Annotated in this window: 11 protein-coding genes; 10 read left to right on the top strand and 1 reads right to left on the bottom strand. The window is 66.6% G+C overall.

Going from position 1 to position 11,914, the window contains the following annotated elements; translation table 11 throughout:
* The first annotated feature begins 101 nt into the window (after positions 1-101).
* From AB0878_RS46265 to AB0878_RS46225, 9 genes are all read left to right on the top strand, one after another.
* The gene (locus AB0878_RS46265; RefSeq protein ID WP_366589246.1) at positions 102-335 is read left to right on the top strand and encodes a hypothetical protein; all 234 of its coding nucleotides are present in this window, start codon (positions 102-104) and stop codon (positions 333-335) included.
* Between the two features lie 148 nt (positions 336-483).
* Complete coding sequence (locus tag AB0878_RS46260; RefSeq protein ID WP_366589244.1) at positions 484-861, top strand: hypothetical protein; 378 nt, start codon at positions 484-486, stop codon at positions 859-861.
* A gap of 5 nt (positions 862-866) precedes the next feature.
* Positions 867-1,217 (top strand): hypothetical protein, encoded by a 351-nt coding sequence (locus AB0878_RS46255; protein ID WP_366589241.1) that lies wholly within the window; start codon positions 867-869, stop codon positions 1,215-1,217.
* Complete coding sequence (locus tag AB0878_RS46250) at positions 1,214-1,759, top strand: helix-turn-helix domain-containing protein (protein WP_366589239.1); 546 nt, start codon at positions 1,214-1,216, stop codon at positions 1,757-1,759. The genes AB0878_RS46255 and AB0878_RS46250 overlap by 4 nt, the downstream gene beginning before the upstream one ends.
* A 496-nt stretch (positions 1,760-2,255) precedes the next feature.
* A complete protein-coding gene (locus AB0878_RS46245; protein ID WP_366589236.1) occupies positions 2,256-2,414 on the top strand; it encodes a hypothetical protein in 159 nt (52 codons plus the stop codon).
* 118 nt (positions 2,415-2,532) lie between these two features.
* Positions 2,533-3,369 (top strand): Scr1 family TA system antitoxin-like transcriptional regulator, encoded by an 837-nt coding sequence (locus AB0878_RS46240; RefSeq protein ID WP_366589234.1) that lies wholly within the window; start codon positions 2,533-2,535, stop codon positions 3,367-3,369.
* 460 nt (positions 3,370-3,829) lie between these two features.
* Positions 3,830-4,069, top strand: coding sequence for a hypothetical protein (locus tag AB0878_RS46235; protein ID WP_366589232.1), 240 nt, complete (start codon positions 3,830-3,832; stop codon positions 4,067-4,069).
* Positions 4,070-4,132: 63 nt separating this feature from the next.
* The gene (locus AB0878_RS46230) at positions 4,133-4,429 is read left to right on the top strand and encodes a hypothetical protein (protein ID WP_366589230.1); all 297 of its coding nucleotides are present in this window, start codon (positions 4,133-4,135) and stop codon (positions 4,427-4,429) included.
* A gap of 298 nt (positions 4,430-4,727) precedes the next feature.
* Positions 4,728-6,668 (top strand): tetratricopeptide repeat protein, encoded by a 1,941-nt coding sequence (locus AB0878_RS46225; RefSeq protein ID WP_366589228.1) that lies wholly within the window; start codon positions 4,728-4,730, stop codon positions 6,666-6,668.
* Between the two features lie 326 nt (positions 6,669-6,994).
* Here the strand turns inward: AB0878_RS46225 and AB0878_RS46220 are convergent, their stop codons facing one another.
* The gene (locus AB0878_RS46220; RefSeq protein ID WP_366589226.1) at positions 6,995-8,098 is read right to left on the bottom strand and encodes a hypothetical protein; all 1,104 of its coding nucleotides are present in this window, start codon (positions 8,096-8,098) and stop codon (positions 6,995-6,997) included.
* Positions 8,099-8,417: 319 nt separating this feature from the next.
* On the opposite strand from AB0878_RS46220, the gene AB0878_RS46215 reads away from it, so the two are divergent.
* Positions 8,418-11,411, top strand: a complete 2,994-nt coding sequence (locus tag AB0878_RS46215) for a tetratricopeptide repeat protein (RefSeq protein ID WP_366589224.1) — start codon at positions 8,418-8,420, stop codon at positions 11,409-11,411.
* Positions 11,412-11,914: the final 503 nt, after the last annotated feature.

Raw genomic sequence — 11,914 nt, 5'->3', positions numbered from 1 at the left:
TGGTTATGGGAATTCCCATCGGTAGATGTTGCACAGATTTCGTTTTCCATTGATCATAGTTTCCACCAGACGTGATTCCCGACACGACGACGGAGGCTGCAATGGACAGCGAGACCCGACCGACTTCACCGGCGGTGACCACGATCGATTGCCGCGACTCCTTCGGTCGGCCCAAGATCGTCACGATCCGCCCGACTGGATCTCGGAAAGTCGCCCTGACCTCCCCTCCGGGCGAGGCCGCCTTCTTCGACAGCGCCCAGTGCCGGAAGGTCGCCGAGGCCCTGCGCGCCCATGCCGCGCACCTCGACTCCGCGGCAGCCACGAACGTCCCCTGATCCGGCGACGCCGGCCCTGAACCGGCAGCGGAGCCGGGCCCTGGCCTGGCTCGAACCTCGCGTGGCACTCCCCCGAAGCCGCACCCGCGAGGGCCTCGAGTCGGGTCGCCCGTCTCCGCTGCCACCCACCACCTGGAAGGAGCCTCGAATGCTTCCCCTGAACGCGCGCCCGCGCCGCTGCGGCAGTGCGCCGGTCAGCTGGGTCCGTTCGGCTTCCAGCGGCAACGACCACGCGGTGACCGACGAGCAGATGCGCCAGACCGTCCTCGTCAGGATGGACGGGTGGAGCCGCGGCGTCTGCGGGACCGACTTTCCCCTCGACGTCGCGCACATGCCGCCCGGAGCCGAGTGTCGCGCCTGCCTGACAGCGTGCCTCACCGAGAACCTGCCGGCCGTGGCCGATCGAATCGGCTCGGCTACGCCGCGCGGACGCCATCGCCTGCGCCGTCGATCGTGGCGTCGTCGTCGCTCTGCGCCGACGAGCATGCGAATGAGCCCCACAGCCAGCACGCGGGAGTGCGCATGAGGTGGGTGAAACGCCTGTGCCGCAAAGCCGTCATCGACCGCGCTCGTCACGCACTCGTCGACTTCCCGATGCTGCAACCACCGCATCAGGACCGCGGAGCGAGCTTGCGCGAGTTTCGGGCGAAGCACCGGGTGCTCGTCACCGCGTCCGGCATGCTGGCCCGCGAAGACCCGGCCGCGCAACTCGTCACCGAGGCACTGGATCGCATCGCGGTGTGGCGCTCGGCATGGGTCAGCGTCCCCGCCGAGCAGCAGTTCACCGCCTACATCCAGCTGAGGGCCGAATTGCTCGATGTGGAGCGAATCCTCGCCCAGCTGATGGGGTGGCACCCCCTGTCCTCGCCGGTACTGCGGTGAACCCGCGCCGAGTCCTGACCTCCGACCAGCGCGAAGAACTGGAAAGAGGATCGCAGGCCGCGGACCTCACGCTCCGGCTCCGCGCCGTCGCCGTACAAAGCTGGTTCTCGGGCTCACCCCTCGCCGAGGGCGCGGCGCTGGCCGGAGTCTCCATCTCCACCGTCCGCCGCTGGATCCAGCGCTTCCTCGAACACGGCCTCGATGCGCTCGCAGGCGACGCGCCGACACGCCCGATCCGGGGCGCAACCGGGATGGACCCCCGCGGCCCAAGCTTCGCCGAAGCCTCGAAGACTTTCCTCACCGGAGTCGGGACGGAGCTCCACCTCGCCCGCTCCGAACGTGGATGGACTCGCCAGCAGCTGATCCAACGCTCCGGGGTGCAGTACTCACCCGAACGAATCGCGAGCTGGGAACACGGCTTCCGGGCCATCCCGGTCGTCGCCCTGACCATCACGTGCCGAACACTGGAGATCTCGCTGCCAGAGGTCATCGCGCGCAGCTACACCAGCGCCTTCAGCCACCTGCCGGAGCTGCCGAAATGACGCCCCGACGGGCAGTCCCCTCCACGCGCCACCGGCGACTGGGCAGAAACCAGGCCGCTGGAGGGGACTTCGGCCGACGCAACGCTCAAGCCGACCGGTCGGCGGTGTGCCGGACACCGACACCTGGAACGTAACGGATCTCCAAGCCTGCGCGGTGCGCTGTCACCGCAGCGGGGTAGCACAGAGAGTTGGGTGGGGATGGCACGTGGACCGCGACTGCCTCGGGGCGGAGCCACCTGCCGAGGAGACCTCCCCGGCGTGGCCCACGGCCCACGACCTCGCTCTCGCCGAAGATCCCTACCTCGCTTTCCTCGTTCGCGTCCTCAAAGGACTCCAGAACCTCGATTCCCCACCTTCACCTAAACCACGACCACCGAGCCGGGACGACCTCATGGACCTCAGCACCAACCTGGCGACGGCAGCGCTCAACCGAGCCTGCCTGTAATCACTTCAACTCACCGACGCCTTGATCAACGGTCGCGCGACACTGGCCACCGTGCGCGGTGTCGCCGAGCAGCTCGCCGACACCGCCGAAATCCTGCACAGCTACGCCGCCGACCTCGAAACCGGCGTGGTGAACGAGCCGCAGACCGCTCCTCCCGCGGCAGAGAATCCGCGCCCGGCACAGCGGATCCGCGGACTGCGCAAGCGATAGCGACCCCCACTGGCGACCGGCCCGAACATCCCCTGACCTACGCATCGGCAGGGCGAAGGGCCTGTCATACAGCGAAGGTGCACCGCCTTAACTCCTTACCCCGTCAGGAACCTCCGCAATGCACACTCCGAACTATCAAGCCCCACTTCCGGCTGCCATCGTCATCGGCGCCGAACTCCGAGCCGCACGGCTGGCGGCCCGGTGGGGCATTCGTGAACTCGCACGTAAAGCCGGCCTCTCGCCGAGTCTGCTGTGCCACTGGGAACTCGGCAGCCGCATCCCGACACCCGACACAGCGTCGTACGTGTTCGGGTTGCTCAGGTTGCCGCAGGGCGAAGCCAGTCGCCTACGGAGCCTGGCTGTGCACGCGCACGACACCGTCTACGCGGAGCACCGCCCCACTTGGTCGGCGCACATCGAGCGCGTCTACGAACGCGCGTCATCGGCGGTCCAGGGGTGGAGCCCGTCGTTTGTCCCCCTGTCGCTACAGGAACCGTCCTACACCTGGGACATGCTGGAATACACGACGGCGCCCGACAACAGCCCGGAAGCACGGTTGTTCGACCTCACCGCCGAACCTGACGTCCGCCAACGGGATCTCCCGCCTGAGCCCGAGTGGCTCATCGGTCGGCGCGCGCTGTGCCATCCCGCGATCCGCCGCGAATCCTCGATCGCTCAGCACCATCGGCTGCTCTCGTATCTCACCAAGCCCTCGTCGAACCTTCGCATCGTCGATGATGCCGAAGATCTCGAAGGCTTCACCATGTACCGGCAGAAGAAACAGCTACCCACCGTCGCTCTGCGGCATTCGGGCACCACGATCTTCCTCGTCACCGAGGACGCCGCCACGGTGTACAACGCACGCTTCGAACACCTCGCCCAACGCGCGCTCTCACGCGCCGAGACCTGCGAGCTCATCACCAAACAGCTCCGCGAGCTGGAAACCAGCCCGTGAACAGCCACCGGGCCTGGCCAAGCCAATTGCTCATCGCCTCGACGGCGTACGCGTAAGTCTTGGTGTGTGGAACCCGTCCGCTGCGACAGCGCTGAATTGGTTGCCGCAAACATTTCTGTGCAGGGCCTGCCGCCACGGTCGCCACGTCGGCCGACCGCGCGAGCACGTGCCCCTCCTTACGCGGGATTCACCCGTCCGCGTCCACGGCCGACTCGTTCAACTGGTCCGCCAGGACTGCACCTGTTCGGCATGTCAGTGCGCCGAGGTCGAAACCATCGTGACATCCGACAGGTCGGCATCCCCTGCACACGTCAGACAACCCCCGCCTCGGCTTCCCAACACGCGCCTCGAGTCAGCGAACCCGCCAACCTCTGACCGCGACCGACCGACCGTCCCGCTGTCCCGTGTTCACGAATCTCCACGTGGCCCGGCGGACTCATCCATCTCCGAGCCGCCCGTGGTGCCACTGCATCTCCTGCCAGCCATCGCGATGCTCCCGGCCGACCGCGTCCCCTGCTCGCCGCGCTCGTTCACTTCTCCACCCGACCAGCTCAGCAATCAGGTCGCCGACACCCTCCGCACACATTTCAGCAGCGATGAGGCCGAGATGTTCCGCCAGAACGCCGTACAACGCGAACCCGACGACCGCGACGTGCTGCACCAGATGAAACGCGTCCTCGACGGCCTCCACAACCTCTGAACCCCTGTCATCCCCCACGACATCGCAATGCGCCAGAGCCTCGCACTGCTCACGGACGAGACCATGACGAACACCAGCCACGAGGGAATGGACAGCAGCCTCGTTCCAGGCAGCACCCATCTGCTGCTGATCGGCACCGTCGTGCACTGCCCCGAAGAAGGCAAGCAACACGGCATCGTCATGCCTTATCAGCAGTACAGCCCCACACAGAAGACCTTCCCCGTCTGCTTCGACGGTCACTGGTGCACGATGTCGCTCGCAGTCCTCGTGATCGACCCTGAGCAGCCGCCGAATCGCCGGCGACCTGAACCGATCGGGAGAAGGCAAGCGAGCGACAATGAGACGGGAATCGACGGCTGATCAAGGCCTGTCGAACTCGGTGTCGGGCAACTGGAGCACTTGCTGCCGCTCAATGGCCGCACAGGCTGCCACCGATCAGCGGTTGGCGTTTCATTCCGTACACAGTGGATAGTTGTCCCGATTTCGTGTGGACTCTCCCACATCAGTTTCCTTGAAGGCAGTTTTTCCGGTAGGAAAGGTGGAGGGAGACCGTCGGGAGGGGGCCGTGGTTAACTCATTTCACAAAAGTCTCGCTACGCCTCACGAGCATCACAGGCGAAGAGGGCCCGTTCAGCTCCGACCAGTTCCTGCCGACCTGGTGGGCCGCGATGAGGAGCTTGAACGGCTGGATGAACTGTGCGAAGGACGGCACCATCGTCCTTTGGTAGTGGTCCTCACGGGCGTCGGCGGGGTTGGCAAGACCGCACTCGCCACGACGTGGCTCGACCGGCGCCGTGACCACTTTCCGGACGGAATCCTGTACTCCAGCTTCGTGGCTGATGACAACGAATCCGTGGATACGATCCTGCATGGCTTCCTCACCTCGCTCGGCGTCGCCACCGACGACATCCCAGCGCAATCGGGGCAGCGGGCCGCCTTGTTCCGCTCCGTGACTCTTGACTGTGAATTGGCCATTCTGCTCGACGATGCGGTCGCGGCGTCACAGGTTCGCCCTCTGCTGCCGGCATCGCGCACGGCGGTGGTCGTGGTCACCAGCCGCTCCAGGCTGGGCAGCCTCGCCGTCGACGGCGCCGAGATCGTGGACGTGGATCCGCTCCCGGCGGCCCCAGCGCGCACCCTGCTCAGCACGCGCGCCGGCCACGGTCGCCTCGAAGCCGACCCGTCGGCAGTCGACGCTCTGCTCGAGCTGTGCGCGGGCCTTCCCCTCGCTTTGACGATCGCGGGCGCTCGGCTTCGTACCCGCCCTGGGCGAAGCCTCACACGAGAGGTTCGCAGTCGCACTGAGGTGACTTCCCACCCCACCGACAAGACGATGCTCACCGCGATCTTCGACGAGTCCTACAACTCGATGAGCGCCGGAGCGGCTCGGCTCTACCGGCTCTGCGGTCTCCTTCCCGGCCCACACCAGCCGATCGCTGCGCTCGCGCATGTGCGCGAGGTGGCGGCCCATGAGCTGGACCCCGAGATCGACGAGTTGCTCGAATCGAACCTGATGACAGAGCTACCGGATGACGTGCTGACGCAGCACGACGTCGTCCGCCACGACGCTCACGTCCGTGGGGAGCGTGAAACGACTCCTGCCGAGCGGACGAAGATCACGCGCGCGTACACGACGTGGTACTTGCGGCGGGTTCTGGCTGCCGACGAGCTCATCCATCCATTCCGCCCGCGGTTTGCCCGCTCGACAGAGCCAGTCGAGGAAGTCTTCCCGGATCGGGAGCTGGCCCTGCAGTGGTGGCGTCGTGACCGCGCGGTGATTCAGGCTGTGATCCGGGAGGGGTGGCACCGCGGATGGGACGACGTGACGTGGCAGCTGTGCGAAGCATCGTGGGGCTTCTTCCTCCACCACAGGGACTACGAGCCGTTCCTCGCGACCAACGCACACGGGATCGAGGCCGCACATCGGTGTGGGCTTCCCTTGGTTGAGGCGAGGCTGAGAAGTCAGGTCGGATACGCCCTGGACCAGCAGAAACGCTACGCCGAAGCAGACGCAGAACACGCGTTGGCGCTCGAAATCGGCCAGCGAGAAAACGACGGTCCCACGCTGGCCACTGCCACGTCTCGTCTGGCCCGGGCGGCAAAGCGCCGCGGGGACGTGGATCAGGCGCTGGAGCTTTATCAACGCAGCGCTGAGCTGCATGAAGCGCTGGACCTGCCTCGTGGTGTCGCGCTCGCACGGCGGCGTCGAGGTCAGCTGCTCGCCGGCGTCGGACGGTATGCGGAGGCGGAGCTGGAACTCGCCGCCGCGGCAGACACCATGGCCGCCGCCGGCGACGCGAACCAGTACGCACGTGCAGTCACCGCGCTCGCCCAGATGCACGATCGGGGTGGCTTCTACGGGCAAGCCCGAGAACAGTTACTCGACGCGCTGAGCATCGTCCGCGGTCTCGACTCACCGCACTACACGGCCGAGATCCTGCGCATCCTCGCCGACCTCGAGACCCGCCAGGGCGACCTCGAGCAAGCGAACGACCATCGGGCCGAGGCTGACCGGATCTCGGGCGAGACCACAGCTCTCCCTGACGCCGGGACCGACGAGGCCAGTGCCGAAGCGCGATCCCACCCCGGAGACCAGTAGCGTTCCCCGCGCCGGCCCCCTGGCACATGCGGCCACCAGATCGTTGCGGTACGGCGCAATGACCGCCGCAGCTCCGGGGTATCGGTCTGCGGTTTCCTCAACGCACCTGGCAGTGTGCAGTAGCGAAGAACGTTCGGCGCAGACCACGATGTCCGCGCGAGCACGCCATCGTTCTGGAGCCGAGACCGAATCGGCCACCAGAAACCAGACGCCTTTCTCACGTCTGCTCATCCTCCGTCCCCGCGAAACCCATACTCGCCAGGCACCGAGCACCCCACCCTCGGTCGCACGTGATCCGCAGGTCGCTGCCTCGTACCGGTAGCCGGTCACGCTGCCCAGCCCGCGATCGGGTCGGGCAGCGGAAGCAGCGGCAACCTCGCGGGCGACTGCGGTTCGGACAGCTCGAGAAGCCGATACAGCTCCGCTCGCAAAATGCCGGCTGCGCGATCGACCCGGGAACTGATCGCTTCGGTCACTGTGCCCGAGAGACGCTGGGCGCCGCCGCGCGCTTCCGTGGCCTGGTTCGACAGCGAGCGGTCCCATCGCAGCGTCGGCGCGAGCGTGCGCACGACGTCAGCGACGCTTCCTTTCTGCGGTGAGCCCTCGGGTGCGGAGGCCACGGTCACCGGCGTGCCGATGGCAGCCGCGTAACCGGTGGTCGAGCCGTGGTCACCGATCACCCAGTCGGCGGCGATCATCGTCGCCTGCCAGCCGGCTTCCGGTGGCACCACCATGAGCCCGGCTTCCATGGCGTCCGCCAGCCATGCGCTGACCTGCCGTCGCCCGTGCACCGCCCACACGTTCGGGTGCAGCACCGCGGCGACCGCGAACCGCTTAGCAGGCAGCGAATCCACGACAGCTCGGCCCAGGTGAGGCAACTGGCCGAACGCGGAATCGGTGAACCAGGTCGTACTGATCACGACCAGCTTCCGCGCCGACTGCACCCCCAGAGCAGTCCGGTACCGCTCGCGAAGGTGGTAGCTCGCGCGCATGCGGTCCAGGCAGATATCACCGGCAACCACGGCCCGAGGCAGAGCTTCCGGGCAGCGATCGCGCAACAGCTCGAGCTCGTCGTCCGTTCCCAACCCGAGCAGCGCGGGCAGCACTCGCCCGCGGAAGGTCAGCAGCTCGCGGTCAAGACCGGTCGTCGGCTGGGTCGCGCCCCCGGCCTTGCGGCTGTGCCGGCGAGGTCTCACTTCACCGGCGCCGTGCCCGATCAGCAGGATCGGACCGTGCAGCTGGTTCAGATGCCGGTGGCTGGCCGCCAAGATCAGATCGAACCGGTGCGCCACGGCTTGAGACCACGGCAGCACCAGCCCACCCAGGCCGCGCACGAACTCGCTGACGCCCTGCCAACGGTCGGTCGTCTGCGGTACGGTGAACATCACCTGCACGCGGAGATCGGTCTCGACCAGCGACACCAGATCCACCAAACGGGTCCCCGCAGTGACCGTCGGGACCACTACCAGTACGGCCCGGCACCCAGGCCGCGTGACCCGCGTACTCGCGTCGAGCCCGATCGGACCACGCACCCACAAATCCTGTTCCACTGTCGCCCCCTGCGCTCGTCCTCACCCGACGAGATCGAGCGTGCGGGGCTCACCTGCCGAAGACCTTCCCGCTGACTGACAACCGGCGGACATTTCCCAGCCATAATCCGGACGCCCGTCGATCGTTATTTTGCCGTCCTCGCCGTTTCATCAAAACGATGCGAAACTACCCAGACGCCACCGGGGGAGGTACGGCGAAATGGAGATCGCCTACGGAATTCTCGGGCCGACTACAGTGCGCATGCACGGGAAGATGGCCGAGAACTGGGCGCCGCCACAGGCTCGTCACCTGCTGGCGGCTCTGCTCACTCAGCCCGGCCGCAGGTTCTCCCAGCGCGCGCTCCTGTCCTGGGTTTGGAACGACGAAGCAGCACCAACCAGCCCCAAAGATGCCCTGTACAAGGCGGTCACCCGGCTCCGCCAAGCCCTTGACGGTGCGGACCACCCGGCTGTCGTCCGCGCCGTCAACGGTGGCTACCAGCTCGAGATCAACCCGAATCTCGTGGATTATCATGTCTTCCGCAACGAAATTGTCAAAGCTCGACACCTCAGCAATGCCAGAGACCATGAACGTGCACGTGACCTCGCACGTGCAGCCCTATCACTCTGGCGAGACGAGCCACTTACGGGTATTTCGACGTCAACGGCACAGGATTGGCGCGTCGGGGCCATCAGGTCGGAGTGGACTCCCGCATACAGCTTTCTCGTCACCGAATTGTTGACTCTCGGCCAGCCCGAGGAAGCGTTGCGGAAGCTGGACGAGCTACCGGCCGACTACGCCAAGCAGCTCATCTTCGTCTTGCTCCGCCTCGACGCCCTGTACGCCGCTCGTCGTCCGCGTGAAGCAGAGGCCTTCCGCCGATCCGCCCGCTCGGCGTTCCGCGAAGACGGAGACGCGGACGCGGCGGCCACACTTCTCACCCACCACAATCGCGCCGGCGCTCAGCCGGCGGAACCCCGTCCGTCGATACGCACTACGACTCGGCGGCAGGCGTCAGCGCCGATCCGTATCGGACTTCCGCGCGCGGTGCGTGGTTTCGTGGGCCGCGCAGAAACCCTGCAGGCGCTCGATCAACTCCTCCTCGCCGATGGCGAAGATCACGCGCCGGTCACCATCATCACGGGGCCGCCCGGGATCGGGAAGACCAGTCTCGCTGTGCAGTGGGCGCACGGTGCCGTCGGCTCGTTCCCCGACGGCATCATCTACATCGACCTCCAGGGGTTCGGCCCGGCCGCCGAACGCGATCCCGACGACGTCGTCGACCTGATCCTCACCGCACTCGGTTTCCCCGTTGACCATCTCGTCAGCCCGACTGCCCGGGCCGCGTACCTCCGCGACCATCTCGCGCAGCGGCCACGGCTGCTGACGGTGTTGGACAATGCCCGCAGTTCCGCACAGGCCGAGGAACTGGTCAGCCTCTTCGAGTCATCCACGGTGATGCTCACGTCGCGCAGCCCGCTCCACTCAGTCGCGCGCCGGCACGGGATTCCTACGCTCGCGCTCGGTCGCCTTGACGACGAGCAGGCGTTCGTGTTGCTCAACCGGCGCTTGCGTGCCCGCGCCGATGACGAGCCCGAAGCCGCTCATGCTCTCGCGCAGCTGTGCGACGGTCTCCCGCTGGCCTTGACCCTCGTCGGCCAGCGGGCGGCGAGCCGCCCCCGAACCAGGCTCTCGACGATGCTCGACCAAGTCCGCGACCCGGAGATGCTGCTCAACATCGGCGACGACGGGGATGACACCAGCCTGCTGAACGCCTTCTCCTCCTCATACCTGGCACTCGACGCCAATGCCCAAGCAGTCTTCCGGCTCTTTGGCAAGCACCCGGGCACCGACATTCACGCCGACGCCCTCCTTTCGGCCGCAGAGCACCCTCGACGCGACACGCTCCGCGCACTCGACACTCTCGTCGCCTGGCATCTCCTCGACCAGGACGGCGCACCCGATCGCTACCAGATTCCCGACATATTCCATCTTTACGCGCGGTCGCTGACCCCGGACGCCGCCGATCTGCAACCGCTGCGTCGCCTGCTTTCGCACTACCTGCAGACGGCCGTGCTGGCCCAGCAGATGGCGTACCCGCACAGCGATCAGCCGCCGCTGCTCCCGGCCGAACCAGGAATCGTGCCCACCCGGTTCTCGACCACCGCAGGCGCAACGCAATGGGTTCGCGACGAACGACGCAACCTGTCGGCACTGATCAGCGAAGCCGCCCGCCATGGCCTCCACGACTACGCCATCGCCCTCCCGCACCTGCTCGCCGACACCTGGGAGCAGTGTGGCTGGTACGCGGACACGACACATGGTCTGAGCATCGCTGCGCGGTCGGCGAGAGTCGTCGGCGACGTCATGGCAGAGGCCGCGACCCTCAACGACCTCGGCGAAATGTACCTGAACCTCGGGGAAACCCAGCATGCACAGCGCTACCTGGGTGAGGCGCTCGAACTCGCGACCAGACACGACATCGCCCTCGGGCTACTCACCATCAACATCAACCTCGCCCGGCTGCACAGGCAGCAAGCGAGACCGGCTGAAGCCGTGGCGATCTGCCAAAAGTGCATCGTCCAGGCCCGGGAACTCCACAACCCCGTCCGCGAAGCCAAAGCCGAGCACTACCTCGGTGACATCCTCACCGACCTCGACCAGTACGACCAGGCGATCACCCACTACGGCCGCGCGCTCGACCTCCGCACAGCCGAAGGCGACACCTCGGGGAAGATCGCCGCGCACACCGCGCTGGCCTCCCTCCACACCCTCAGCCGGCGCTTCGAGCTCGCGCGGCGACATTGCGAGTACGCCCTCGACGAGTCCGCCAACCACGGCGACCTGACCGCCACGATGAAGCTCTGCGTCGTCCGAGCACAACTCGCCCAGGCGACCAGTGACGGTACTGCGGCGATTCGGCTCGCCCGGGACGCGGTCGAAATGTCCGAGCGAGCCCACAACGCGACCGGCCAAGCCCGCGCCCTGGAAACCTACGGCGCCCTCCTGCGCGACCAGGGCGAGGCCGTCCCGGCACGCGACGCCTGGAACAAGGCCGTGGCTTTTTACCGCGGCCGCGGCCAGCACACCAAGGCCGACCGACTTCAAGCCCGGCTTGACGAACTCGCCGCAGGACTCGGCTCATCGCTGCCACAGGCCCGCGCGGACAGTGAAGACACTGCCGTAATTCCACATCCGGCAAGCGGACAGTAGGAAACTCCACTCTTCAGGGTGAACGAGACTGTTTACTCGGTGTGCGCGGTTCGCCCATGTGGGGACCGCCATTCGTGCAGGTGAGCGCTGCGAGGCTCTACCCGGGGTGTGCTCGGGAGGCCTGGACTGTTTCCGGCGGTAAAATCTAGGCGCCTTGCCATCCCGAACGGGTGCCGCTACGTTCTGCGGCGCTGGTCTTGCCACCCTGTCGTGAGGCCAGATCACATCCCCGAAAAACACCCGCTTAAGGAGAAGCTTGTTCTCGTTGATGGCTGACCCGGCCACCTACAGTGCCTTCGCCGCAACCGCAGTGGCGATTGCCAGCTGGTGGCGCTGCTAGCACGGCAGCGACCGGTGGTGTCCCGTGCTCATGAGGACACCACCGCCTTTCCAACCAGGTCAGTCAGCTTGGCGCGCCTCCCACTTTTCGGACAGTGGGCCTAATAAGGTCTGGTCTGGATTGGAGGATGTGCAATGCCGGAACGGCGGCGGAAGTTTTCTCC

The sequence above is a fragment of the Amycolatopsis sp. NPDC047767 genome (assembly GCF_040704195.1).
Taxonomy (GTDB): domain Bacteria; phylum Actinomycetota; class Actinomycetes; order Mycobacteriales; family Pseudonocardiaceae; genus Amycolatopsis.
Note: the sequence above shows the minus strand (reverse complement) of the source record. Positions and strands in the feature narration are given on the sequence as shown.

Coding starts and splice junctions, on each gene's coding strand:
- AB0878_RS46265 (WP_366589246.1), top strand. CDS start 102: ATGGACAGCGAGACCCGACCGACTTCACCGGCGGTGACCACGATCGAT.
- AB0878_RS46260 (WP_366589244.1), top strand. CDS start 484: ATGCTTCCCCTGAACGCGCGCCCGCGCCGCTGCGGCAGTGCGCCGGTC.
- AB0878_RS46240 (WP_366589234.1), top strand. CDS start 2,533: ATGCACACTCCGAACTATCAAGCCCCACTTCCGGCTGCCATCGTCATC.
- AB0878_RS46230 (WP_366589230.1), top strand. CDS start 4,133: ATGACGAACACCAGCCACGAGGGAATGGACAGCAGCCTCGTTCCAGGC.
- AB0878_RS46215 (WP_366589224.1), top strand. CDS start 8,418: ATGGAGATCGCCTACGGAATTCTCGGGCCGACTACAGTGCGCATGCAC.